Genomic DNA, 24,483 nt, shown 5'->3' with positions numbered 1-24,483 from the left:
GCAGAGTGCTCCCGCTCCGTGCCAGGTGATTTGCGTTGGTCCACCTGGCCCCACTGGTGCGATGAAATCACGGGACCCGCCCGGAACCCGTGATTCCATCGCGCCAGGAGGTGCACCATGGCTGACGACCGGCAGCAGGAAACCCACCCCAGACCGGCCACCACCCGTCGCCGCGTCCTCGCCGCGGGTGCCGTGGCACCCGTCCTCGCGGGCGCGGGGATCCCGCCCGCGCGCGCCCTCTCCCACGGGCACCCGCGCACCCTCGTCGAACCCGAGTTGACCCAGCTCGCCGACTGGGCGGACGTGACCAAGGTCCTGGGGCGGCCAGGCGACATGAAGCGGTACATGTACCACACCGGCCTGCCCCGCCGGGACCTCAAGGTGGTCTCCCGGGGCGTGCGGATCGAGACCGCGCTGGCCCTCGGCACCCACACCGCCTTCGTCCGGTACAAGGACGGCAGCCATCTGCTGATGGGCGACGCCGTGGTCACCGAGCACGAACTGGACGGCTTCACCGACGCGCTCCTCGAGCACGACATCGCCATCAACGCCGTGCACAAGCATCTGCTCTCCCATCAGCCGGCCCTGTGGTGGCTGCACCTGCACGCCCACAGCCACGACCCGGTACCCATCGCCAAGGGGCTGCGCAAGGCCTTCGACCGCACGGGCACCCCGCCCGACCGGTCGCCCACCACCCCGACGCTCGACCTGGACACCAAGGGCATCGACGACGCCTTCGGCAGCAAGGGCTCCCAGGACGAGGGCGTCTACAAGAGCGTCTGGGCGCGCGCCGAACAGATCGTGGACGGCGACATGATCCTGCCGGCCGGCCTCGGCTCGGTGACCACCATCAACTTCCAGCCGCTGGGCCGGGGAAGGGCCGCGGTCAACGGTGACTTCGTGATGACCGCGGACGAGGTCCAGCCGGTCCTGAAGCTCCTGCGCAAGGGCGGGGTCGGCATCGTCGAGCTCCACCACCACAACCTGATGGACGAGCCGCGCCTGTTCTTCCTCCACTACTGGGCGATCGGCGACGCCGTGCGGCTCGCGAAGGACCTGCGCGCCGCCGTCCACGCAACCAACGTCGTGCCGTTCCACTGAGCGGCCGACCGACGAAGGAGAAGAACGTGCAGGCGATCAACTGTCCCTTCGGTTACAGCGAGGCCCTCGACTTCGATCCGGCCCTGGCCGGCTTCATGGAGCGTGAGTCCCTCGCCACCATCCGGCTGCCGTACGGCGACGCGGACGCCTGGCTGGTCACCAGGTTCGACTCGGTGAAGCAGGTGACCACGGACCCCCGGTTCAGCCGGGCGGCGATCATCCAGTACGACTATCCGCGCATGACGGCCGAGCCGATCGTCTCCCCGGAGTCGATCAACGTGATGGACCCGCCGCACAGCGGGCGGATCAGGCACCTGGCCAGCCAGGCCTTCACCCCGCGCCACGTGGACCGGATGCGGGGCCGGATCGGCCTCCTCACGGACCGGCTGCTGGACGAGATGGAAGACGCCGGTCAGCCGGCCGACCTGGTCCGGTACCTGTCCGACCCCCTTCCCCAGCACACGATCCTGGACCTGCTGGGCATCGACCGCGCCGAGTGGCCCCGGATGCAGGAGCAGGTCCAGCGGCTGCTGGTGGTCGGCGCGGGCAACCGGGACGTCGCACGCGCGGCCAAGGAGGACCTGACCGGTTACTTCACCGAGCTCGTCGCCGAACGCCGGAAGAACCCCGGTCCGGACATCATCAGCGTGCTCACCGAGGCACGGGACGGCACGGACCAGCTCGACGACCGGGAACTGGCCGTCCTGGCACTGACGTTCACGCTGAGCGGCCAGGACACGGCGACCTGCCAGATCAGCGACATCGTGTATCTGCTGCTGACCCGCCCGGAGTTGCTGGAGTACGCCCGCGCGCACCGGAAGGACCTGACGGACTTCATCCACGAAATGCTCCGGTACATCCCCTTCCGGAAGGGCGTGGGCATTCCCCGGGTGGCGCTGGAGGACGTCGAGATGGACGGGGTGGTCATCCGGCGCGGCGACTTCGTCCACGTCTCCTACCTGACGGCCAACCGCGACCCGGAGCGCTATCCGGACCCCCACGAGATCGTGCCCGACCGTCCCGTCGCTCCCCACATGACCTTCGGCTGGGGCGGCCACCGGTGCATCGCGGTGCCGTTGGCGATGGCCGAACTGGAGGTCGCCCTGGAACGCCTCCTGGACCGCTTCCCCACGCTCCGCCTGGCGGTGCGCCCGGAAGAGGTCCGCTGGGACACCGAGACCATCCGCCGGTTCCCGCTGGAGCTGCCGGTGGCCTGGTAGCCGGGACACCGCCGGGCGCCCGTCGTCCGGCGGTGCCTCAGGCGTCCGCGGCCAGGCGGTCCAGCCACTCGCCCAGAAGGTGCTGTTCGGCCGGGCTGAGGGCCGTCTGGTCGGGGAGGCCGGCGCGCAGGGCCCGGGCGGCCCCGGCCGGGCCGGCGGTGCGTACGGCGGGTTCCTCCGTGGTGATGGCCGTGACCATCGCCTCGCGGAGGGTGGTCAGCAGGGCCGGGTCGCGGTCGGTCTCCGGCATGGACAGCCAGGTGAGGACGGCGCCGCGGGCGGTGGCGTGGATGACGTTGGCCGCGAGGGCCTCGCCGACCCGGAGCCGGCCGCCGAGGGCCAGCCGCCGGACCCGGTTCCGGAGGATCTCCAGCCCGGTCCGGAAGGCCGGCGAGTCGCTGCGTGCGACGTCGCCGTACATCAGCGAGTACAGCGCCGGGTTCTCCAGGCCGAACCGGACCGCCAGGTCCCAGCCGTCCCGCAGGTCCTGGATCGGGTCCTCGGGGTCCGGGACGATGCGCTTGCTCGCGAGAAAGGCGGCGAAGCCGTGCTCGGCGACCGCCTCCAGCAGCCCCTCCTTGTCGCCGAACAGCCGGTAGATGGCCGGGGGCTGGAGCCCCGCCGCGACGGCGACCGCACGGGTGGTCACGGCGTCCCGGCCCTCCCGCTCCAGCAGCCCGATGGCGGCGTCGACGACGCGCTGGCGGGTGTCGGGCGCGGGGCCGCCGACGGTGTTCGGGTCACGTGATCCGGAAGGCATGTATCAATGATATCGCCTGCTTGCTTCCATCGTTAGTATCGATGTTATCGTTGCGATGTTTCCGCTGTTACTACCATCGTCGGAGGACATCGTGATCATCGTGACCGGAGCCACCGGACAGCTCGGCGGCCGGATCGTGGAGGGGCTGCTGGCCCGCGTACCGGCGGACCGGGTCGGCGTCAGCGTCCGCGACCCGAAGAAGGCGCAGGCCCTCGCGGACCGGGGCGTGCGGGTACGGCAGGGCAGCTTCACCGAACCCGACGGCCTGGCGCACGCCTTCGAGGGCGCCACCCGGATACTGCTCGTCTCCGTCGACCGGATGGGCGAGGAGACCGTACGGCAGCACCGCACCGCCATAGCCGCGGCCGTCGAGGCCGGCGCCCGCCGGATCGTCTACACCGCCCAGATGGGCGCGAGCCCCACCTCCCGCTTCCAGGCCTGCCGCGACCACGCGGCCACGGAGGAGGCCCTCGCCGCCTCCGGCGTCCCCTGGACCTCCCTGCGCAACGGCTTCCACGCGGCCAGCGGACTCGACTTCCTCGCCCCGGGCCTGGCCACCGGGGAGGTGGCCCTGCCCGCCGACGGCCCGGTCTGCTGGACGGCGCACGCCGACCTGGCGGAGGCGGCGGCGGTGATCCTGGCGGACGAGGAACACCGGTTCGACGGACCGACGCCCCCGCTCACGGGCACCGAGGCGCTCACCTTCGCCGACCTCGCCGCCCTCGCGAGCGAGCTCACCGGCCGTACCGTCACCCGGACCACCGCACCGGACACGACGTTCCGCGCCCACCTGGTGGCCGGCGGCGTACCCGCCGAGACGGCCGACCAGCTCCTGGGCATCTTCACCGCCGCCCGCGAGGGGGAGTTCGCGACCCCCGGCCCCGCGCTGGCCCACCTGCTCGGCCGTGAACCCGTCTCCGTGCGTACGCTGCTGCGCGAGCGGCTCGCCTAGGACGCCACCGGTCGCGCGGCGGACTGCTCACGTCCGGGAGGACGGGCTGATCGCGTGGCCGCGGGTCTACGCCGCCGCAGGAAGCCCAGCGTCACCGGATGCCCCCGTGGGTTCCCGGCCTAGAGCGCGAGCTCGGCCCACACCGTCTTGCCGACGTCCCGCCCGGTGACGCCAACGGTCGCGTCGGAGCGCGCCGACTTCGCCGCGACCCTGCTGTCGTCCAGTCCGCCCGGCGTCCGCCGGGACGTCTACCACCTGCGGATGGAGCCGGGCGTGGCGCGGGAGTCCGAGCCGCACATTCCCGGAACGGTCGAGCACCTGGTCGTATGCAGCGGGCAGGTGAAGGCCGGGCCGCGCGGAGAAACCGTCGAATTGAACCCCGGTGATTACCTGACATATCGCGGCGATGTTCCGCATATGTACGAGGCGCTGGCGCCCGGCACCACGTTCGTGCTGGTCATGCAGCACGTGTAGGAGGCGGTGAAAAGGCAGGAGCCCCGTCGCCTGACGGCGCGGGGCTCCTTGGGTACTGCACTCAGTCTGCGATCAGACTTGGTTTGTCTGGGATCAGACGGGGGTGACGTTCTCCGCCTGCGGACCCTTCGGGCCCTGCGTGACGTCGAAACTCACCTGCTGGTTCTCCTCCAGGGAGCGGAACCCGCTGGCGTTGATCGCGGAGTAGTGGACGAAGACGTCGGGGCCGCCGCCTTCCTGGGCGATGAAACCAAAGCCCTTTTCGGCGTTGAACCACTTCACGGTTCCGGTAGCCATAAGCCCTCCTTGGGCCCAAAGGGTCGCCCTGCTCCAGAACCTGCAAGTGTGAAAACAAACTAAGTGCCGCACAACTGCATATGTCTGAAAACTACGAGAGCCCGCGGTTACATGCTCCGCAGGCTCTGTACTGCAAGGGAAACCAAACTGCAACTTGCGGCGAGCCTAGCATGTGGGCAGCCGAATGCAACAGAGGCCAAGATCACGTCACCCGGACGTTTGAATGCCCCCGAGGGCGGGTTGACCGGGGGGACGGTGGGAGCTCCAGGGGTGGGGGCGGTCCCAGCACCGTACCCCATGGGGTCTAGTCTCGCGATGTGGACAATTCTCGCACCCGGCCGCGCGTCGGCCACATCCAGTTCCTGAACTGCCTGCCCCTGTACTGGGGGCTCGCGAGAACCGGCACCCTCCTCGACTTCGAGCTGACCAAGGACACCCCTGAGAAGCTCAGCGAGCAGCTGGTGCGCGGCGACCTCGACATCGGGCCCATCACTCTCGTCGAATTCCTGCGCAACGCCGACGACCTGGTCGCCTTCCCGGACATCGCCGTCGGCTGCGACGGCCCGGTGATGTCCTGCGTGATCGTCTCGCAGGTGCCGCTGGACCAGCTGGACGGCCGCCGGGTCGCCCTCGGCTCCACCTCGCGCACCTCGGTCCGCCTCGCCCAGCTGCTGCTCGCCGACCGCTACGGCGTCCAGCCCGACTACTACACCTGCCCGCCCGACCTCAGCCTGATGATGCAGGAGGCGGACGCGGCGGTGCTGATCGGCGACGCGGCCCTGCGCGCCAACCTGCTGGACGGCCCGCGCTACGGCCTCGAGGTCCACGACCTCGGCGCGCTGTGGAAGGAGTGGACGGGCCTGCCGTTCGTCTTCGCGGTGTGGGCGGCCCGCCGGGACTACCTGGAACGCGAGCCACACCTCACCCGCGAGGTGCACGGTGCCTTCCTCGACTCCCGCGACCTCTCCCTGGAGGAGGTCGCCAAGGTCGCCGAACAGGCCGCCCGCTGGGAGGCCTTCGACGAGGCGACCCTCGCCCAGTACTTCACCACCCTCGACTTCAGCTTCGGCGCGCCCCAGCTGGCGGCGGTGGCCGAGTTCGCCCGCCGGGTGGGCCCGACGACCGGGTTCGCGGCGGACGTGAGGGTCGAGCTGCTGACGCCGTGACAGCGCCCCGTAAGAGGAACGCCCCGTAAGAGGAGCGCCCCGAAGGGGCGCGGGGAACTGCGCGACCAGCCCCCACCGGCCCGCACCAAAAGAACCGCACCACCCGCGGAGCGAATAGGCTGCTGCCGAACTCTCTGGGGGGTGAGGGCACATGCTGCCGCTCGCGGGCGACGAACCCACGGCCGTCGGGCCGTACCGGCTGCTCGGCCGGCTCGGCTCCGGCGGCATGGGCCGCGTCTATCTGGGCCGTTCGGCCGGCGGCCGCTCCGTCGCCGTCAAGATCGTGCACCCGCACTTCGCGCTGGACGAGGAGTTCCGCGCCCGCTTCCGCCGCGAGGTGCAGGCCGCGCGGCGGGTCGGCGGCGCCTGGACGGCCTCCGTCCTGGACGCCGACCCGGACGCCCCCGTGCCCTGGGTCGCCACCGCCTACGCGGCCGGTCCCTCCCTGACGGCGGCCGTGAACGACGGCGGCCCGCTGCCCGCGCACACGGTACGGGCGCTCGGCGCCGGGCTCGCCGAGGCGCTGGCGGCGGTGCACGAACTGGGTCTCGTGCACCGGGACGTGAAGCCGTCGAACGTGCTCCTGACCCTCGACGGGCCGCTCCTCATCGACTTCGGCATCGCCCGCGCCACGGACGGCACGGCGTCCCTGACGTCGTCGGGGGTGTCGATCGGCTCGCCCGGATACATGTCCCCGGAGCAGATCCTCGGCAAGGGTGCCACGGGCGCCGCGGACGTCTTCTCCCTCGGCGCGGTGCTGGCGTACGCGGCCAACGGGGCGCCGCCGTTCCCCGGGGACTCCTCGGCCGCCCTCCTCTACAAGGTCGTCCACGAGGAGCCCGAACTCGGCTCGCTCGGCGGTGAGCTGCGGGAGGTGGCCGAGGCCTGCCTCGCGAAGGAGCCGGGGCGCCGGCCGGCCCCGGCGGAGGTGGCCCGGCGGCTGGCTCCCGAGGGCGCCGCACGGCTGGTGGCCGGCGGGTGGCTGCCGGGCGCGCTGGTGGAGCGGGTGAGCCGGAGCGCGGTGGAGGTGCTCAACCTGGAGGTCACGGAGGCCGCGGGGGTCGGGCAGGCCGCGGTACCGGCGTCCGGGCCGGTGCCGCTCAGCACCCCTTCGGTGGCGGGGGAGTTCGGACCGCCGCCGACGGTGCCGCCCGCGGTCGTACCGAAGCCGGCGGTGCCGCCCGAGACCGTACCCGCCGTCGTACCGGAGCCGCGGGACGCGGCGACGCCGGAGGGGGCGCCCGGTAAGCCCGGCAAGGTGTCCGTGAGCGTCGCGGCGACCGCCGTACCGGGGGAGGGCGGGCGTGGCCGCCGGGTCAGCTGCACGGTCGCCCTCGCCGTGGCCGCCGCGCTGGCGGTGGTCACCGTCGGGGTGGGGTTCCTGGTGAAGCCGTTCTCCGGGGCCGACGGCGGCGAGGGGGGCAGTGACTCGGGTGCCGCCGCCAAGTCGCCCTCGTCGTCCGCCTCCGGTGGCGGGCAGATCCCGGCCGCCTATCTCGGCACCTGGCAGGGCTCGGCCACCGCCCTGTCCGGCAACCTGCCCATCGGCACCTTCCGGGTCACCGTCGAACAGGCGGCGGTCGGCCACGAGCTGGGGCGCCTGCGGCAGACCGACCAGCTGGGCGGGGTCTGCACGGACGTCCTCACCCTGAGGTCGGTGACGGCGGCCCGGCTCGTCGCCTCCTCCACCGGCGTCGAGGGCAACCACGACGGCTGCGACCCCGGCACGAACACCGTCTACCTGACCCCGAGCGACGGCGACCTGATCTACACGTCGGACAGCTCGGCGGAGGGGAACCCGGTGGCGGTGATGTCGAAGACGGGGGGCTGAGCCCCTCCTCGGCCCGTCGGCCCCCGTCGTACGGCTACTGCGGGGTCGTCACCGTGACGTGCTCCCCGCTGCCCAGGTGCAGCATGCCCTTGCCGGGCTGGATCGGGCCGCCCACCATGGCCCTGGTGGTCCGGATGCCGATCAGCTCGCCGGAGCCGGACTCCTGCGGGGAGAGCAGGACGCCCCGGCGGGCCTTCTTGGCGTCGACCTGCCAGCCCGAGAAGCCGTCGCAGATCTCGTCCTCGTCACCGGCGATGACGACGGCGAGGCCCTCCTCGGTGCCGCGCTCCACGATCCGCTTGAAGACGTCCTCGGCGTCGCAGTCGTCCAGCACCTCGGCGTCGTCGACCAGCACGACGATGGGCTCGGCCGGGGACGCCGACGACAGCACCTCCGTCAGCTCGTCCTCGTCCACGTCCCGCCCGGTGAAGACCTTCAGCACGCCTTCCCGCCCGTCGAGTTCACGCAGCGGCGACTGCCGGGGCGCGGCGACGACGATCCGTACACCGTTGGCGAGATAGGAGCGGGCGAAGCCCAACAGGGCAGTGGAACGGCCGGACTTGGCGGGCCCGCCGATCACGAAAGCGGGTACGCCCTGAGCCAGGTCTGGTCCGAAGGCGGTGAGTTCGTCGCCGCCGACACCCACCAGGGCCCACAGCGGGGCGGCCGCCGCGGCCGGGGTGCGCATCGCCCAGGCGTCCTCGAAGGAGATCCGGCTGGGCAGCACGTCCACCCGGAACGGGCGCCGGGAGCGCTCCACCTGGGCGTCGCGGGCCTCGGCCGCCTCGCCGATCGCGACGATCGCCGCGTTCTGCCCCTGGCCGGTGGTGTCCGCGGAGAGCAGCGCGAACTGCGTCTCGGCGGCCGTCTCGCTGCGGAAGGCGCGGCCGGGCGGGATCTCCTCGGGAACCTTGCGGGAGTTGATGTCCAGCATCGAGAAGTCGGCGCGGTCGGCGAGCCGCAGACCGTACTTGTCCTCGGTGAGGGAGGAGATCCGGCCGGCCAGGATCTGCCGGTCACCGGTGAGGACGAGATGGATGCCGACGCTCGCGCCCTCCCGCATCATCACCATGATCTGGTCGGTGAGATCGCCGTGGTTCAGCTCGCCGAGGGTGGGCAGCCAGCCCTCCCAGCGGTCCAGGAGCAGCACGATGTGCGGCAGCCGCTCCGCCTCCGGCACGGCCGCCCGCTGCTCGCCGATGTCCGCGAACCCCCGGTCCGCGAGCAGCTCCTGTCGGCGGCTCAGCTCACCCGAGAGACGGGCCATGAGCCGCTCCACCCGCTCGGTCTGGTTGCGGCCGACGACGGCACCGCAATGCGGCAGCCGGGTCAGCGCGTTCAGCGCGCCGTTGCCGCAGTCGATGCCGTACAGGTGCACGTCCGCACAGGAGTTGGTGCGGGCCAGCGAACCGGCGATGGTGCGCAGCACCTGGGAGCGTCCGGTGCGCGGGGCGCCCGCGATGATGAGGTGCCCGAAGGTCGCGAAGTCGACGGCGACCGCACGGCGGGCCTGGTCGGCGGGCAGGTCCTCGACACCGTACGGGGCGGCGGGCAGCGCGCCCTGCGCCTGCACGGCCGGCACGTCGTCGAGCAGCAGCATGTCGTCGAGGGCGGGCAGCCACGGCGAGTGCTGGGCGGGGATCCGCAGGGCGGTGTTGGCCTCGCGGACGGCGTCGACGAGCACCTTCAGGTCGGTGATCTCGTCGTCCTCCTTCGCCTCGGACTTCGGCTTGCGCAGCGCGGCCCGCCCGAGGTCCTGCCAGGACAGCGCCCCGGCCCAGGGCGCGAGCGTCGCCGGGTCAGCCGCCCCCGGCCGCCGGCCCCCGACCCGCCCCGACTGGAAGGGGATCAGCGACGCGTGCCCGAGCCGGACGTACGCCCGTCCCGGTGTGCTCTTCGCGATGTGCCCGGCGTCGGGCGCGTCGATGACGTCGGTCGACTCACCGGCGTCGGTCACGCGCAGCGCGATCCGGAGGTTGGTGTTGGCGCGGATCTCGGGCGACACCACACCGGAGGGCCGCTGCGTGGCGAGCAGCAGGTGGATGCCGAGCGACCGCCCTCGCTGGGCGATGTTGACAAGTCCCGTGACGAAGTCGGGCAGGTCGCGCACCATCGACGCGAACTCGTCGATGACGATGAGGAGTCGGGGCACCGGCGAGCGGGACGGGTCTCTTCTGACCAGGTCCTGGTAGTCCTCGATGTCCTTGGCGTCGGCGGCGGCGAGGATGTGCTCGCGCCGCTTGAGCTCCGCCCCCAGCGACTCCAGGGCCCGCTCCACGAGGTGGGCGTCGAGGTCGGTGACCATGCCCACGGTGTGCGGCAGCTTCACGCAGTCCTTGAACGCCGAGCCGCCCTTGTAGTCGACGAGCACGAACGTCATGTTCTCGGGGGTGTTGGCGACCGCCAGCGCGGCCACGATGGTCTGCAGCAGCTCGGACTTGCCGGAACCGGTGGTACCGGCGATGAGGCCGTGCGGCCCGTCGCGCCGCAGGTCGATGCCGAAGGGACCGTCGTACGACTCCCCGATGACCGCCATCGTCGACTGCCCGCCCATCCGCCAGCGCGCGGCGATCGCGTCCCGCGTGGGCGGCTCCAGCTGGAGCACGTCGAGCAGCCGGCTGGCGGCGGGCAGGGCGGAGTCCTCGCTCTCGCCGCTGATGTCGCGCAGCGGGGAGAGCGAGCGGGCGAGCCGGCCGCACCAGGCGGCGGAGACGAAGTCGGGCCGCACGTTCAGCTTGCGCAGCGCCCCGCTCTGCTCGACGCGCAGCCGCAACTCAAGGTCCTGCGGCGCCTGTTCCTCACCGCCACCGCCGCTCTGCGGATGCCAGGCCTGGAAGGACGGAAACCCGCCGACGGCCTGCTGCGCCACGGGCGCCGCTTGAGTGGTCTCCCTGCCGGCCCGCGGCTCGGCGACGACGACCCCCTGGCACTCCCCGGGCAGGAACCGCTCCTCCTCGTCGAGGCAGATGGACCGGATGGCGACGCCCGGCCCCTCCTTCAGCAGCCGTACGACACCGGGCATGGACCGCAGCCGCCGCGACCCGTCCCACACGACGACGATGTCGGGGTCGGAGAACGCCGGGCCGTCCGTCTTGCCCCGCCCGCCCTTCTGCAGGGCCTTCTGCCGGCCGTCGAGGAGCTGGGTGAGCTCGCCGACGCGGGCGCCGACGGTCTCGGAGTCGGTGCCGATGAGGACGTTCACGTCCTGGCCGCCGGCCGGCCGGGAGTGCGGCAGCCACCGCACCCAGTCCCACCGGTCACCGGCGTCGTGGTCGGTGAGGACGTAGAACTGCACGTCCATGGGGCTGTGCAGGACGGCGGTCTGGGCGACGGCCCAACGCCCCAGCGCATGCGCCGAGTCGCCGGGGCCGGCGACCCCGATCACCCCGAGGTCGCGCAGCGAGAGACCGACCGGGGCGTCCTCGATGTACCAGCGGACCTTGCGCTTGTGCTCGTCCTGCTCGGGGTCGTCCAGCTCGACCTCGGAGGGCACGCGACCGGTGCCGAACCGGATCAGCAGATGGTCGGCGTCGGTACGCCGGCGCTCCCACAGCCGCGTCCGCGGCCCGGTGCCGTACGTCAGCACGGCGGCCGGATCGGGCACCGCGGCCCGCCGCTCGGACCGCTCCGCGACCAGCGCCTCCTGGGCTTCCGCTTCGATCCGCTGCTTGTGCTCCTTGTACTCCTTGAGCTGCTTGGCGTGGGACTTCCGGCCGTGCTTCTTGTCCATGAAGTAGTTGCCGAAGAGCATGAGGGGGCTCATCAGCGCCATGATCAGGTAGTACCAGCGCCCGAACATCAGCACGGAGACGACGGCACCCACCAGCGGCAGCAGCGCCATCAGCCAGGGCAGCGGCCGGGCCTCGTAGTCACCGAGCGGGTTGGGCAGCGAGAAGTGCGTCTGCCGGTCGGCGGGCCGCAGCCGCGGCGGCCGGTTGTAGTCGAGCCCGGCACCGTCGTCGGACCACTTGAGAGCGGCGTTGGGCGGGGAGTACCCGGTGATCTCCAGAAGGGTGTTGCCGAGGGCGAGCTGCGAGTTGAGGGGCCAGTCGCCCTCGCTCTGCACCGTTTCCCCGTCCAGCCGGGCGTCTTCGGTGTGTATCGCGACTTTGCAGGTGCCGTCGATGGCGATGGTGAGGGTGGCGGCGCGGGCGGGCAGCTCGGGGTCCTCGACGCGGAGGTGGGAGGCGGGCCCGGTGCCGATGTCGTACCGCCCGACGCCGAGCCGGTGCACGGCGCCGGCGGCCGGACCGCCCGCGACCCGGAACTCGACGATTCCGGTGGGCTCACCGAGCAGACACCCGGCGGGATCGTGCAGACTGACGACGACTCCGTCACGCAGCGGCGACCCGACGACGGTGGCGGCGGGGTCGAGGGCGTACCCGTCGACGTAGGCGAGCGGCCCGGACGCCTGTACTGCGGCGGCCTGTTGGCGGTGCGCGCCGATGGGGATGACCTGGGCGCCGCCCTCGCCGGGGTCCGGATATCCCAGACCGACCTGCCGGGCCAGCTCCCTCGCGACGTCTCCGACGGTGGACTCGGGATCCGCGTCGAGCACCACGTCGGCGCTGGCACCGCCGACCGGGTCGACGACGGTCAGACTCAGGCGCACGTTCCGTCCCCCCACACACCTAGAGCACCCAACACACTGGAAGTGACCTTAGCCGCCCGCTCTTTCCCGGGTGCAACGGGATGTGTGCGCTTCACGATTCCGCCGCACAAGGCCCGTGCGGTCGCACGCGTCACCCCCGTAGGATCTTTGCTCGTGCGGACGGCCATGTCATGGCCAAGGATCCGCGCGAACGGTGCCACGGGGGAAGGCCCTGAGGCCACACGAACGGGAGGGAGCCGTCATGGCCGGCAAGGACACGGATCTCACATATGCCGAGATGGAGAAGGTCGCTGGCGACCTGATCAAGGACATGCACGAGCTTGAGGACAAGATCAAGAACGTCGAGAAGCGCGTCTCCGCCCTGGTGGAGAACGGCTTCACCACCCAGAAGGCCTCGGGAGCGTACGACGACTCCATGAAGGACTTCACCAAGGGCGCGACGAAGACGATCCAGGGCCTGCACGGCCTGTCCGACTTCCTGAAGAAGGCCAAGGAAGCGTACGAGCAGCTGGACGACTCCCTGGCGAAGCAGGCCAAGGGTTAGTCACCCAGTCACCTCGGCATGTGACGAGTCACGTCGGTGCGATGGAGCAGTCGGCCATCGCACCGACGGTCTCTGCGTGGACGTTTCCTGAGCTTTCCCGACGGGGGAACAGGGGGTAGTTGTGTCGGATCAGACCGCTGATCTCGCACGTATCAAGGAGAGCGCCCGCTCGCTTTCCAGGATCCACAAGGAGTTCGCCGACAACGCGAATCCGGCGAAGGGGCTCGGGGTGCCCGTCTTCGGCGAACAGGGTCTGGTCGACGTCTTCGACGACTTCGGCGACAATTGGCGGGTCCACCGCAGGCGTCTGCTGGACGAACTGGAGAGACTCTCGAAGATCCTCGCCGCCGCGGCGAAGGGCTACGAGGACATCGACCACCAACTCGCTGACGCCCTGCGCGGAACGGATGCCAAGCCGTTGGGTCCCACTGGAGGCGCGAAGTGACGCGGCCCCGGGCCGACGAGTGGGCGGTGATCGGCGAATCCGCCGATCCGGTACCCGGCGACCCGGACGAGGTCGCCGCGCTCGGCAGGGAACTGCGGAAGACCGCCGAGTCCATCAAGAAGCAGGCTGCCGAGATCAAAGCCCTTTCTTCGGTCGAGGCGTGGAAGAGCAAGGCGGCGGACGAATTCCGGCAGCAGGCGCAGGAGGCCGACGGAAAACTGCGCAAGGCTTTCCAGCGCTACGACGCGGCAGCCGACGCACTGGGCGAGCGGGTCATGGAGGGTTCGTCCTCCACCGAATACGCCTCCGAGCTCCACCGGGCGCAACAGATGGCTGACAAGGCACTTCGCGACGCGCGGACCGCCGACGACGAGCACCGGGCGAGCGGCGGCGCGCTCGACAAGCTGCCGAAGGACACCCCGGACGACGATCCGAGCCGCAAGAAGCTGCAGCAGCGCCAGGAGGCGGCCAGTTCGGCGCTGGAGCGGGCGAAGCGGGACCTGGAGGGGGCGAAGGAGGTCCGCGACGCGGCGGCCAAGCGAGCCCGCGACGCGATCCGGCACGCCATTGACCACGACGGTCTCAAGGACAGTGGCTGGGACAAGTTCAAGGGGTGGGTGCACGATCACGCCGATGTGATCCAGGTGATCCTCACCTGGAGCGGCTGGATCGCCACCATCTGCGGGACGTTGTCTCTGCTGGTGGGATGGATCCCGATCATCGGTCAGGCGCTCGCCGGAATACTCGGCAGCATCGCGCTGCTGGCCACCCTGGTTTCGCTCGTGGGCCACCTCCTTCTGGCCCTGTCCGGCGACGGCAGCTGGTTTGACGTCGCTCTCGACGTCGTCGGCCTGGTCACGCTGGGCATCGGTCGAGGTGCCATTGCGGGGGCCAAGGGCGCGTCACTGGCCACCAAGGTCACCGCAAGGTCCGCGGCGGGTCGGGCGCTCAGGGCCGGTATCAGGGCAAAGCCCGGTACGGCTGCCTACCAGCGGGCCCTGAACCAGACGTGGAAGCAAGCCAACGCACTCAGCGGCGGTGCTCTGCGCGGCAAGGCCGGTGTCGAGGCCATCGCCGGCGCACCAAAGGGATGGAATCCCGGAACCGCCCGGCTCCTGGACGCCTTCAGTCCGAAGTCGATCGGCAAGGAGACATTGGAAGGTTTCAAAGGCGTCCAGGACCTCACATGGAGCAACCTGCGACAGCTGGGCCAGAGGTCCAGCTGGGCCGGAGTATCGCCGCGGGTCGGGGACAGCGGCATCGCCGGACTCGAGAAGAGCATGGGGCAGATCTCCGAGTCCCTGCGAGCCGATGATGCTGTGAAGGCGGCCGGCGGAGTGTTCAAGACGCAGACCCGGATCTGGGCGGGCTCGACCTTCGTCGCCTCGGCCACCGACCTTCTCGACAAGGGCGAGATCACCGGCTGGATCGGCGATCATGTAGGGATCGGTGGGTTGCACGACGGGGTCTGGTCGGCGACCGGGGTCAAGGACGCCACGACGACGGGCGATGGGTGAGCGGACAGTGAAGGCCGAGCAGCGGGCAACGGAGGAGGCGTCGGGCGAGCAGAGTGCCCTGGTGAGGCCCAGACGTATGCGCCCGCACAATGCCGATGTCGTGCGCCGGGCTCGTCTCTACGCGGACGGGAGGACCCTCGTCGTACGCGACCGGCGATCGCGTGAGCGCCGGTATCCGGTTGGTGCCGGAGGCATCAGCCGGGCCGTGTTCGTCTCGCCGGAAGCGTCCGACGCGTGGGAGACCGTCAGCAGGCGGCCTGCGGAGCGCTGGGGCGTGCTCGTCTTCGAGAACGCGGACGAGCGCGCCGTACTGACTGTCCCGCTCGCCGAATGGCTGCCGGAAGCCGGCGTAGTGGGAATCCTGGACCTGAAGCCGGCGAAGTGCCTGGACCGGACCGGGCTGAGAGAGCTGGCTGACGCACTGGGTATCCCGGTGGAGGAGAAACCGCGGTTGACGGGTGGTGCGCCCGAGCAGCCTGAAACCGGTTCGAGCCGCGCCGCGGACCGCGCGGTCCACCCCGAACTGCCCCGTTGGTACAACTGGGTTCGAGGCGTCGGCGCCTTCGGCTGGCTCATCGCCCTCGTCGTTGCCTTCGCGGCCGACGTCGACTGGTGTCTGCCGATCGCCGCAGGCGCTCTGTTCGCGCTGCCGGCAGCCGATTCCGCGGTGCGCGTCGGTGCGTGGTCGCGTAATCGACGGGACGGCGAACGCTTCGCCGAGGCCGTGGTGATCACGCCCGATCCGGCTCCAGGCGAGAGCGCGACGCCGAGGTTCACGCAGACGGCGTCCGTACGTGTGCTGCCTGGTGATGTCGTACTCGTCGACACCGTAGGGCGGGAGCGCTGGCTCGGACGCGCGGGCGCCAACGGCGTCGGACGGCTCGTACGCATCGTGTCCCGCGGAGACCGACAGCCGCTGGGTGTCGAGTTCCGGGACCGCAGGGGCGAGGTCCGGGCTCTGCTGCCGTGGCGGCACTGGTTCGCCGGCCCGCAGGGCCTGAAGCGCTGGGAGGAAACGGTCTCGGCGCTCTCTGTTTCCGTGACCGACGAGGAGATGCGAAGCAGCAGGCAGCCCACAGGGGCCACCAAGCCCTGGTGGAACGGTCATCCCCTCGCCGCGGATGCCCGGGCGATGTCGCCGCTTCCGGCCAAAGAGGCCCGGACCGAGACGAGTTGGCACAGCTCGGTGATCGGTGGAAACGAATTGCTGCTGGTTCCTCTCTTCAGCCTTGTGCTGCTCGCCGGACTCTTCGGCGACACCGTCACAGCGCGCTTGGCCGGTCTGTTCTCGGCTCTGACCATCGTGGCCGAATGGGGCCCAGCTGCGACGAGGTCGCTGTTCAGCCGCTTCTACTACGACAAGCCGAACGAGAATGCGTGACGACACCGGCCGGACCGACGCCCCCGGAGACTCTGTGACCGCGAACGTGGGCATTCCCCGCACTCCCGCATCGCCCGCCGATTACCGGCTGTTGCTGCCGGACGGCTGGTTCCGGGTAAGGATCGACCCGGAGGGGCGCGAACGCTCGATCGATGCGTTGGTCGACCGGAAGTTCGAGGGAGTCGACAACGCGCCCCACCTCAAGCGGCAACTGCGCGACGAACTCCTGGCGCAGGCCACGGCGGCCTACCGGGACGGCGGAATCGAGCTGTACCTGAGCCTCCAGCAGGCGGGTCCCCTCACGATTCCCGCATCCCTGCTGGTCATGCTGCTGCACCCGGCACCCGGCACAGCCCAGCCCGACCCGATCGAACTGGCCACGCGTCTCTCGGCCGACATGGACGCCGAGGCCACGGTCGTGGAACTGGCGGCGGGCACGGCGGTCCGCGTGCGCCGGGAGACAGGGCAACCGGACACCTCTGCTCCGGCCGGGGCACCCGGAAGCGCCGACGAGGTGCTGCCCTCGGTCACGGTGGACTACGAGCTGCCGGTGCCCGGAAGCGCGGCGCACCTCCTGCTGACCTTCTCCACCCCACTACTGCAGATCGCCGACGCCATGGTCGAGCTCTTCGACGCGGTGGCCGGCTCGCTTACCTGGCTGGACGGTGACGGCACCCATGAGTGACATCGAGACATGCGGCATCGTCTGCCCGACGGACTGGGTGCCGCTCCCGCTCGATCCGTCGGACGACGTGAAGAAGTGGGCGAAGACCACCGCGACGGAACTCTTCGATCGGAGTCGCGCGGCGGGGTACGAGCTGGACAGGGGAGCCCTGCGGAAGGACCTGCGGGGCTGGGCCGAGGACAGCCGCAGCCGTGGCCCGCTGTACGGTTTCGCCTTTTACCCCGACGGCTTCGACACTGCTCTGGCCCTCCTGGAAGTCGAGGTCGTCCGGCCCGACGAGACCGTCCCCCGGTTCTCCCTCGACTGGCTGGCGGACACCTTCAGCACGCACGAATTCGGTACCCCGCAGATCTCACAGCCCGAACTGCCGATCGGCCCCGCCGTGCGCCTCCGCCAGAACTTCGCCGCGGACGGCATGCCACGCGGCGGTCCCGGGGTGCTGCTGCAGACAGTCACGTACGGAGTCCTCCCGGAAGGCACCGACAACGCCGTCGTGCTCCAGGTGTCCTGGACCGTGCCGGGAATCGACGAGGAGATGGAGGAGGCCGCGGACAGCATCGCGTTGACGCTGACGGTGGGTTTCTGAGCTTCTGGAAGCAGCGTTGGGGGCGAGCACGTGAAATGCTCGGTTGCACACGGCTGTCAGGCTTCCGCGGTCCGTGTCGCGCCCGGCGGCTGATGACGCTTCACGTGCGTGTGAAGTTCGCTGTCCCACTCCTCGGTCGTCAGCGTTAGCCACGAACCGTCTTTGAAGCGCAGGAGCAACTTGTCGTTCCTGACCTTGAAAGCGGAGAGCGGGTCCGCAAGGACGGCGTCCTCGGTCGCTATCTCGGCGACGACCCGCATGAGGGCGGCGCGGCGGATGGATACACGCTTGGGCGGAGCGGCCAGCAGAATGCGGCCCTCGGCGAGTACGAGCAGACGTTCGTGGTGGGAGGAATGGCTGTACCACCGAAGGAGAAGGCGGCCGGCAGCTCCGCTCCAGTCGCCGTCGAAGGTCTTGTCGAGACCGAACTTGACGACGGCCTCGTCCCGCTGCTTCTTCTCCAGCTTCGCGGCGCGGTGCAGCTCTTGAGCCCCGTCCGTCGACAGCATGCGCTCGAGGGCCTCCTCACCCATGGCGAGGAGGCCGAGGACTTTGCCGATGTACAGCAGGGGCATGCCCAGCGCGACGCCGAGCATGCCGAGCGGCCTGATGACTGCGGGGCGCAACGGCCCCGATCCGGCTGCTCGGTGCGCTTCGGTCGGCGGTTCCGGGATCTTGCCGATGGTGCACCAGGCCGCTGCGTCGGGCGTGACGCCGAGCCGGATTCGTATGGTGCGGTCGGCGCTCGCGGACAAACTCGTCTCTCTTTCCATGGTGTTCGCCGAAGGCCTCGACCGTCGTCATTCACGCAGGGGAAGCCGTAAGCCGTGCACACTGCTCTCGAAACCGCTGTCGGCGGCTTCACCCGCGTCTCAGTGGTTCACGGCCTGGGCTTCCTGGACCCTGACGTCCTGGTCGTTGCCGAAGGTGCCGTTCGGCATACGGCCGGTTGTGTTTCCAGAGCCTGTCCAGGTGATCTCCCAGGTGACGGTCGCCTGGAGTTTGTACGCTCCGCCGGCTGACGACCGCAGGTACTTGATCCCGCAAGGCGGAGACTGGCCGGCCCTCCCTGCCGCGTAGGGCTCGCCGATCGAACCGTCGGAGTTGAACGTGCACTCACCGGAAGGGGGATAGGTCTCGGCGTCCTCGGTTCCCGGCTGGAGCTTCAGCGAGACAGGCGTGGCCACCGTGGTGGCACGTATGTCAAGGCCCGGTGCGGTGATCGACGCGGTGACGGAGACGGGCTTGAAGTCCCCGTGGTCCAGCCATGCCCACGTGGCGAGGTTGACCTTGGTGGTGCCGCTCGGAGCCAGTGTCACCTCGGTGCCCGGAACCTTGATCTGTTCACGGGCGAGTCCTGCCAGGATCTCTGGTGAGATGGCGTTCTTGACCTTCGGAGTTTCGCCGTTCTTGGCCCAGAACGGCAGTGTCGAGTTGCAAGCCGTTCTCTCCAGGATGGGCGCGTTCGGATTCTCGACCGCGCCCCACCACATGCCCTCGTCCTGCTTGTCGAGGTTGTAGTTCTTGTACTCGCCGTTCTTGTACATGTCCCGAAGCTGGCTCGTGGCGTTCTTGGCGTAGTTGGGCTGGTCCGGGTCGGTCGTGACGTTTTTGTACTCGGACTCTATCTGCTTGGCGAACTGCTTGGCCGTCCACTTGGGCGCGAGCCAACAGGCCGGAGGCGTCCAGGAGGTTCCGGCGGCCGAGACGTGACCCACGGACCGGCCGGAGCCGTTCTTCGAGGTGTCATAGGAGACCGCCGCGTAAAGAGTGTCGTCCTTGCGGCTGTTTTCCCTGGCGGTGGTCGTCGTGCCCTTGTCGATGGGGCCGCCGGCGAAGGCGCTGTGCGCCGGGGCGAGCAGCAGGGCGGTGACCAGACCGGCGACGCCGATCGTGGGACGCTTCAGGCCTTGCACTGTGTGGCCTCCGACTGCACCTCGACGTCCTCTGCGCTCCACAGTCCCCGGACCTCCTGGGACGCCGTCATGACGATCTCGAAGTAGTAGTAGTCCTTGTCACTGGGACTGGTCTTCAGGACCTTCTTGGACTTGACTTCCTTGCCGTAGAACTTCGAGTCGTCGTCACAGAAGGCGACGGAGGCGCGCTTGCCATCGGCAGCCAGGGTCACCTTGCCCTGCGAGTAGCGCTGCACCCCGGTGACGGTCCAGCCACCGTCGATGTACTGCTTGATCTGCTTCTTCGCGTATGCCTGCGCGGTACCACCCACGGTGGAGTAGAACTTGTACGCTGCATCCTCGGCATCCTGCCGGATGATGCCGTAGTTGATGGCACGGACGAAGTTCTCCGCATCACCGAGAGCTGCAGCTTCCTTGGCGTCGGACGGCTTGCTGATGTCGAACGCCATCTCGAAGTCCGAGGGAAACGTCATGGTCGGACGGTTGACGCCCACAGCGGCATCGGATGCACTGGGCGACGCGGACGTCTTGGGGTCGCTGGTGTCGGCACCCGCGATCTTGTCATTGCCCTTGGCGTTGTCGTCCCCGCCTCCGCAAGCCGTCAGCAGCAGGGCTGCGCTTGCGGCGACCGCGGCAGCAACGGGCAAAGTACGGCGCTTCACAGTGAACTCCCCGTGAGACATAAGTCCATTCAACGGGTCCGACGTTATCGGGGAGGTTCTCGGTTTCGCCAGCGCGAACATCGCTGTGAATGGTGATAATCCTGGGCGCATGGGGTGTTCGGAGGTGTGACCTACGTCCTGAACTTGCCTGAACGGGTGACGGCCTTGTGCGCGCTTGTGCGCCGAGTCAACGTGCGGAGGATCTGGGCCGACCAAGGCTTCGCCGACCGCCTGGTCGACTGGACCACCCAGGTCATCGGCCGCGAACTAGAGATCGTGCGTCAAGACCGCGGTCAGCGTGGCTTCCAGGTTCAGCCCAAGCGGTGGGCGGTGGAGCGCTCGCTGTCGTGGATCACCGCCCACCGACGCCTGGCCCGAGACTACGAGACCAGCGCGGCCCACTCCGTAACCATGATCCGCTGGGCAATGATCGGCATCGTGGTCCGCCGACTCACCCGAGGCCGCTCGGCAACCCGACCAAATCCTCGACTGCTCTCACGCGCCGCCGGCTGGCACAGCGCATGTCCCCTCACGTGTCGTACAAGCCGTCCCACGGCGCGCTGAACCCGAGCCGGTTCGGGTAGAACTCGGCCCAGTCGTCCTGCTCCTCTCCCTCGGGATATTCCCCGTGGCACTCGCTGACCAGGCCGAAAAGTGCGCCGTCGACCTCCACGGTGAACGGGGCGATCGCGATGTCTGTGAACTGCCGCCCGGGCAGCGCGTTCAGCCACTCGTGCAGGAGCCACTGCGCGGCTTCCACCACCCGCGCCTTTGCCGGCCCGTCGGCGACCGTTCCGGCTGCGCGGATCCGGGAGTCCAGGTGCCGACCTGCGGCGTCGAACTCGTGCAACACGGAGTACCACCGCCGCAGTACCCGGCCATCGACGTCCCGGCCTGCGAAAACACCGCTGACGTGGGCAAAGAACTGGCCTCCGTCCCACTGGCCGATCGTGGACGTTCGGTAGTTCGGCTCATGCCGAATGGGCACCAGGTCAGGCACAGTCATGGCCGCACCCTACGTGCCGGCCACGACAGGACGGATGCTTGTCCAACCTGGTTCGCTGCAGATCTCAAACGCGGTCCGAGGCAGCCCAGTTCGCCGCGGCCGACGGGTCGGCTTCTCCGCTGCCTTGTCCCCCTGAACTCGTGTCGCTTTCAGGGGCTGGGAATGACACCGTCTGGAGGATTGCCACGGTTCCGTCGCAGAACTCGTTCCAGTATTCGGTGGAGGCCGTGTGGAGCGTGAACACGGCGGTATAGGGTCCCGTCGGAAACGGGACATGGACCTGGATCTGTCCCGTCAGGAGTTGTTTCTCCGTGTGATCGGCAGTGAGTTCCGGTGAGAGTGTCACCTCTCGCATGGTGACGCAGGAGATCGCCGGGCCGCAGGGGAGATCCAACCAACGTGCGTCGTGGTGCGGATCACGGGACAGGGCGACCAGGATCCCGTGTGCCGCAGTTTCCGGGTCTGCGTGATCGGTTTCGACCGCTGCCACGGTGAAGGCGCACTGGACGACGCCTCCGTCTTCGGTGGAGAACAAGCCCAGGGCTGAATACGAAACACCACTGAGGGCAAGTTGCTCAGCCAAGGCCGCGTAGTACGGGGCGGCCGGCGTCCAAAGCGCCTCGTCGCCCTGGGAGTACAGATCCCGAACGAAGGTGTCGGACAGTGCGGTCCGCGCTTCGGGCTCGGCTGCCAGCGGAAGAGTGAAGAAGCTCTCGGGAACCTCGAACGTCAGGGGAGGGATATCCGCTTCGACCGTTATAAGAGGCGTGGTCACTGGGTTTCCGATTCCAATCCGGTTTAGAGGTCGCCCTCTTGGAACGGAACGTCTTCGCCGTCGACGCCCATCAGGGAGAAATCGCTGCTGATTCCGTAGTCGGGATCGATCGTGCTGGTCCTCAGATACTCGGCGAGGAAATGGCCACTCGGCCGACGACTGATCACGAGATCGCCAGGTCCTTTCTGGCGCTTCAGCAACTCCGCGACGGTCGTCTGTTGTCCTTCCGTGAGCGCATCGCCGGCCAACAGTTCAGGACGGGTGGCCAGGGGGCGGGTGACATCGTCACGACAGTTTGTGTTCCAACCCGCGAGGCGACTCCATGATCCGTCGGCGAACACGAGTTTGAAGTCCACCTTGTACCGGCTGAACTTCATCCGCTTCGCGGTGCTGATGTTGGACCGCTCGGTCTCCCACAGGACCTCGTCATGGGTGGCGTTCTTGTCGTCCTGCAGCCCCAGGACAAGGACTCGCCGGGTCGTCACCACCAGATGGGTTCGATCCGTGTCGGGACGGCGCCCGGGGTCGAGCTGCCACGGGAGGGTACGGGCGAGAGTTCCAGGCGACGCCCACATGACGGGGAAGTCCTCGACCTCGTTCTCTGACTCCTCGGGCTCTCCGAGCCGCGAGATGTTTCCTGTGCTGCCGGACCCGGCCAGCGATTCGAGGACGCCGAGGGTCGCTACGAGCAGAGTGCGAGCGCCGAACTTGCCTCCCTCACGCAGGCGGCTCTCATTCTTGGTGCGGGCGGTGAATTCCGGACCTGTCGGCCAGCCCGGCAGCTCGTCCTGGATGTCCCGTCGCGTCGTATCCCTGAACCAGCGCATCCCGGCCACGGGTGTGGCGACGCCGGTGGCGAAACTCACTCCACAGCGCGCCAGCAGGGTCTCGTCGGCCTCAGGTTGCCATCTCGTCATGTTCTCGTGCCTCAATGTGCTGTGGCGGACTGCTGGAGGCTGTCGCCGGGGTTGGCCGAGTCACCGCTGTGCAGGCCGATACTGATGCCCTTGGGAAGCACCTTGCCTGCCACATCGATCCCTCTGCCCAGTTTGCTCAAGGGGTCGACCGTGAACTTCTCGCCCGCGAGCGCCAGACCCTTGGTGCCGAGCCACTGGCCTTGGTGATATCCCGCCTCGGCGAGCCCGGCCAGGCGGTTCATCGCACCGCTCTCATGGGACAGTAGTCCGAGGTCCTTTCCCGCACCGCCCAGGACTATCCGCCTGCCCAGCAGGCCGATACCGCCTTCGACGGATTTTGCCATATCGCCCGTTGCGATCACGTTGAATGCGCGCTCGATGCCGGACACCTTGAAGCCACTGCCGAATTCCGCGATCCGCTCGGCCGCGGCTGCCTTGCTGGCCACCTTGGCGCCCTTCCCGAGGAGGCCGATACCTGGCAGCAGCCCCAGCGCGTCCGTACCCATGGTGAGCCAACTGACGTCAGCGCCACTTGCCTTGGCGACCGAGTGTGCCAGCAGCGCCATTCCACTGGTGAGAACCGCTGCAGCACCGAAGATCGCGCCGAGAGGCTCGAAAGGCAGAGTGATGATCGCCAGCACGCCGAGGATCGCAGTGACGTCGCTGAGGACATCGCCGATCTCCTTGATCAGGTCGGCATGTTCCTTGAGCCAGTCACCTGTGGCATCCCAGGCGTTCGCGATCCCGTGCCCCAGCTTGTCCCAGAAGCCGGGCTCGTCGGGGGCGATGTCGCCGGCCTTGTCGAGTTCCTTGCTGACCTGACGGGCGGCCGCTCGGTAGTCCGCCTCCAGTTCGTGGACCTTCTGGATGACTCCATCCACCGCGCTGGAGGCCTTCGCAAGATCCGTGCTGCCGTCGCTGCCGGCCTTGGCCTGTGCCGTCGCCTTGGCGTCGAGTTTTTCCCCGGCGCTCTTCTCCAGCCGGTCCGCGCGGTCCTGGAAGTCCTGGAGGTCGCCTGCCCAGCGGTGCAGGGCACGCGAGGCCTTGTCGAAGGACTCGTGGCTCTTGCGGATGAGCGGGGTGACGTCCTGGCCGACGTACTCGCTGAACGCGATCGCGGTCTTGCCCTTCCAGGCGCCGGTCTCGATGCGTTCCAGCTCGCTCAGCGCCGTTCCCAGCTCGCCGGCCAGCTTGCCCAGCTGCTTGGCGAGGTCCCGGGTGTCCTCCACGCTCCCTGGCGTGGGGTCCCAGCCTATGTGGGGGAAGGCAGGCCGTTGCCCAGCCACGTCACTTGCCCTTCTGCTTCGGAGCCTTGAGGGACTCGGCCAGATCCAGGTCGAGCTTGCCGAAGCTCTCGCCGATCTTGTTGATCATCTTCACCGCGCCCTGGGTGTGCTTGCCGAGCTGCTTGATGCCGTAGCCCCAGTCGTCGGCGAAGTCCTGGACGTCTTCGATGAGTTGCTTCTCACCGACTGCCGAGGCGTCCGCGCTGCGGAGAGTGCGGCGGGTGGTCTCCATGCGGTCGCTGATGGACGAGAAGGTCTTCTTCAGGTCCTGGAAGATCGTGTCTTCGAGGCGCAGGTCACTCATGTCGGATTCCGGTCTCCTGGAGCGGCCCGGAGCCGAAGTCCGGCGG

General features: G+C 69.2%; 23 protein-coding genes and 1 pseudogene. 13 read left to right on the top strand and 11 right to left on the bottom strand.

What is annotated here, in order from left to right; translation table 11 throughout:
- Nucleotides 1–117: 117 nt before the first annotated feature.
- Both ACZ63F_RS17245 and ACZ63F_RS17240 read left to right on the top strand, forming a co-directional pair.
- On the top strand, nucleotides 118–1,101 hold the full coding sequence (locus ACZ63F_RS17245; protein ID WP_469711878.1) for a DUF1259 domain-containing protein: 984 nt from the start codon (nucleotides 118–120) through the stop codon (nucleotides 1,099–1,101).
- 26 nt (nucleotides 1,102–1,127) lie between these two features.
- Nucleotides 1,128–2,321 carry a cytochrome P450 gene (locus ACZ63F_RS17240; RefSeq protein WP_469711876.1) on the top strand — a complete coding sequence of 398 codons (1,194 nt, stop codon included), beginning with the start codon at nucleotides 1,128–1,130 and terminating at the stop codon, nucleotides 2,319–2,321.
- Between the two features lie 37 nt (nucleotides 2,322–2,358).
- Here ACZ63F_RS17240 and ACZ63F_RS17235 read toward each other — a convergent pair whose 3' ends face one another.
- Nucleotides 2,359–3,081, bottom strand: coding sequence for a TetR/AcrR family transcriptional regulator (locus ACZ63F_RS17235; RefSeq protein WP_469711875.1), 723 nt, complete (start codon nucleotides 3,079–3,081; stop codon nucleotides 2,359–2,361).
- 91 nt (nucleotides 3,082–3,172) lie between these two features.
- On the opposite strand from ACZ63F_RS17235, the gene ACZ63F_RS17230 reads away from it, so the two are divergent.
- Nucleotides 3,173–4,033, top strand: a complete 861-nt coding sequence (locus ACZ63F_RS17230) for an NmrA family NAD(P)-binding protein (protein WP_469711873.1) — start codon at nucleotides 3,173–3,175, stop codon at nucleotides 4,031–4,033.
- A 171-nt stretch (nucleotides 4,034–4,204) separates the two neighbouring features.
- Nucleotides 4,205–4,507: pseudogene (locus ACZ63F_RS17225) on the top strand (cupin domain-containing protein); the annotation flags it as partial.
- Nucleotides 4,508–4,600: 93 nt separating this feature from the next.
- Here ACZ63F_RS17225 and ACZ63F_RS17220 read toward each other — a convergent pair.
- A complete protein-coding gene (locus ACZ63F_RS17220) occupies nucleotides 4,601–4,804 on the bottom strand; it encodes a cold-shock protein (protein ID WP_003992177.1) in 204 nt (67 codons plus the stop codon).
- A gap of 317 nt (nucleotides 4,805–5,121) precedes the next feature.
- Between ACZ63F_RS17220 and ACZ63F_RS17215 the strand changes: the two genes are divergently transcribed.
- Nucleotides 5,122–5,970, top strand: a complete 849-nt coding sequence (locus tag ACZ63F_RS17215; RefSeq protein ID WP_469711871.1) for a menaquinone biosynthetic enzyme MqnA/MqnD family protein — start codon at nucleotides 5,122–5,124, stop codon at nucleotides 5,968–5,970.
- 151 nt (nucleotides 5,971–6,121) lie between these two features.
- Complete coding sequence (locus ACZ63F_RS17210) at nucleotides 6,122–7,801, top strand: serine/threonine-protein kinase (RefSeq protein WP_469711870.1); 1,680 nt, start codon at nucleotides 6,122–6,124, stop codon at nucleotides 7,799–7,801.
- 34 nt (nucleotides 7,802–7,835) lie between these two features.
- Here ACZ63F_RS17210 and ACZ63F_RS17205 read toward each other — a convergent pair whose 3' ends face one another.
- Entirely contained in the window at nucleotides 7,836–12,413 is a 4,578-nt protein-coding gene (locus tag ACZ63F_RS17205; RefSeq protein ID WP_469711869.1) for an FtsK/SpoIIIE domain-containing protein, read from the bottom strand.
- A gap of 241 nt (nucleotides 12,414–12,654) precedes the next feature.
- Here ACZ63F_RS17205 and ACZ63F_RS17200 point away from each other — a divergent pair, with 241 nt between their 5' ends.
- The 6 genes from ACZ63F_RS17200 to ACZ63F_RS17175 all read left to right on the top strand — a co-directional run bounded on the left by ACZ63F_RS17200 (nucleotide 12,655) and on the right by ACZ63F_RS17175 (nucleotide 17,571).
- The gene (locus tag ACZ63F_RS17200) at nucleotides 12,655–12,957 is read left to right on the top strand and encodes a WXG100 family type VII secretion target (RefSeq protein WP_093499785.1); all 303 of its coding nucleotides are present in this window, start codon (nucleotides 12,655–12,657) and stop codon (nucleotides 12,955–12,957) included.
- Nucleotides 12,958–13,078: 121 nt separating this feature from the next.
- A complete protein-coding gene (locus ACZ63F_RS17195) occupies nucleotides 13,079–13,402 on the top strand; it encodes a hypothetical protein (protein WP_469711868.1) in 324 nt (107 codons plus the stop codon).
- A gap of 26 nt (nucleotides 13,403–13,428) precedes the next feature.
- Nucleotides 13,429–14,919: a putative T7SS-secreted protein gene (locus ACZ63F_RS17190; protein ID WP_469711867.1), complete on the top strand. Its 1,491-nt coding sequence runs from the start codon at nucleotides 13,429–13,431 to the stop codon at nucleotides 14,917–14,919.
- Nucleotides 14,920–14,926: 7 nt separating this feature from the next.
- On the top strand, nucleotides 14,927–16,300 hold the full coding sequence (locus ACZ63F_RS17185) for a hypothetical protein (protein WP_469711866.1): 1,374 nt from the start codon (nucleotides 14,927–14,929) through the stop codon (nucleotides 16,298–16,300).
- Between the two features lie 34 nt (nucleotides 16,301–16,334).
- Complete coding sequence (locus ACZ63F_RS17180; protein ID WP_469711864.1) at nucleotides 16,335–16,985, top strand: hypothetical protein; 651 nt, start codon at nucleotides 16,335–16,337, stop codon at nucleotides 16,983–16,985.
- The gene (locus ACZ63F_RS17175) at nucleotides 16,978–17,571 is read left to right on the top strand and encodes a hypothetical protein (RefSeq protein WP_469711863.1); all 594 of its coding nucleotides are present in this window, start codon (nucleotides 16,978–16,980) and stop codon (nucleotides 17,569–17,571) included. Before ACZ63F_RS17180 ends, ACZ63F_RS17175 begins: the two co-directional genes overlap by 8 nt.
- Nucleotides 17,572–17,627: 56 nt before the next feature.
- On the opposite strand, the gene ACZ63F_RS17170 is transcribed toward ACZ63F_RS17175, so the two are convergent.
- The 3 genes from ACZ63F_RS17170 to ACZ63F_RS17160 form a co-directional block, all read right to left on the bottom strand.
- Nucleotides 17,628–18,344 carry a hypothetical protein gene (locus ACZ63F_RS17170; protein WP_469711861.1) on the bottom strand — a complete coding sequence of 239 codons (717 nt, stop codon included), beginning with the start codon at nucleotides 18,342–18,344 and terminating at the stop codon, nucleotides 17,628–17,630.
- A gap of 99 nt (nucleotides 18,345–18,443) precedes the next feature.
- A complete protein-coding gene (locus tag ACZ63F_RS17165; protein WP_469711859.1) occupies nucleotides 18,444–19,487 on the bottom strand; it encodes a hypothetical protein in 1,044 nt (347 codons plus the stop codon).
- Complete coding sequence (locus ACZ63F_RS17160) at nucleotides 19,475–20,149, bottom strand: hypothetical protein (protein WP_469711858.1); 675 nt, start codon at nucleotides 20,147–20,149, stop codon at nucleotides 19,475–19,477. Before ACZ63F_RS17160 ends, ACZ63F_RS17165 begins: the two co-directional genes overlap by 13 nt.
- Nucleotides 20,150–20,287: 138 nt before the next feature.
- Between ACZ63F_RS17160 and ACZ63F_RS17155 the strand changes: the two genes are divergently transcribed.
- Nucleotides 20,288–20,713, top strand: coding sequence for a transposase (locus tag ACZ63F_RS17155; RefSeq protein WP_469712057.1), 426 nt, complete (start codon nucleotides 20,288–20,290; stop codon nucleotides 20,711–20,713).
- Here the strand turns inward: ACZ63F_RS17155 and ACZ63F_RS17150 are convergent.
- The 5 genes from ACZ63F_RS17150 to ACZ63F_RS17130 all read right to left on the bottom strand — a co-directional run bounded on the left by ACZ63F_RS17150 (nucleotide 20,679) and on the right by ACZ63F_RS17130 (nucleotide 24,437).
- Complete coding sequence (locus ACZ63F_RS17150; RefSeq protein ID WP_469711856.1) at nucleotides 20,679–21,155, bottom strand: hypothetical protein; 477 nt, start codon at nucleotides 21,153–21,155, stop codon at nucleotides 20,679–20,681. The two genes, ACZ63F_RS17155 and ACZ63F_RS17150, sit on opposite strands and share 35 nt — an antisense overlap.
- Nucleotides 21,156–21,219: 64 nt before the next feature.
- A complete protein-coding gene (locus ACZ63F_RS17145; RefSeq protein ID WP_469711854.1) occupies nucleotides 21,220–21,930 on the bottom strand; it encodes a hypothetical protein in 711 nt (236 codons plus the stop codon).
- A gap of 23 nt (nucleotides 21,931–21,953) precedes the next feature.
- On the bottom strand, nucleotides 21,954–22,847 hold the full coding sequence (locus tag ACZ63F_RS17140) for a hypothetical protein (protein ID WP_469711853.1): 894 nt from the start codon (nucleotides 22,845–22,847) through the stop codon (nucleotides 21,954–21,956).
- 11 nt (nucleotides 22,848–22,858) lie between these two features.
- Entirely contained in the window at nucleotides 22,859–24,076 is a 1,218-nt protein-coding gene (locus tag ACZ63F_RS17135) for an enoyl-CoA hydratase/isomerase family protein (RefSeq protein WP_469711851.1), read from the bottom strand.
- A gap of 58 nt (nucleotides 24,077–24,134) precedes the next feature.
- Nucleotides 24,135–24,437, bottom strand: coding sequence for a hypothetical protein (locus ACZ63F_RS17130; protein WP_234533856.1), 303 nt, complete (start codon nucleotides 24,435–24,437; stop codon nucleotides 24,135–24,137).
- Nucleotides 24,438–24,483 lie beyond the last annotated feature (46 nt).

The organism is Streptomyces sp. NPDC104761 (assembly GCF_055583445.1).
This window is presented reverse-complemented; position numbering and strand designations above follow the sequence as displayed.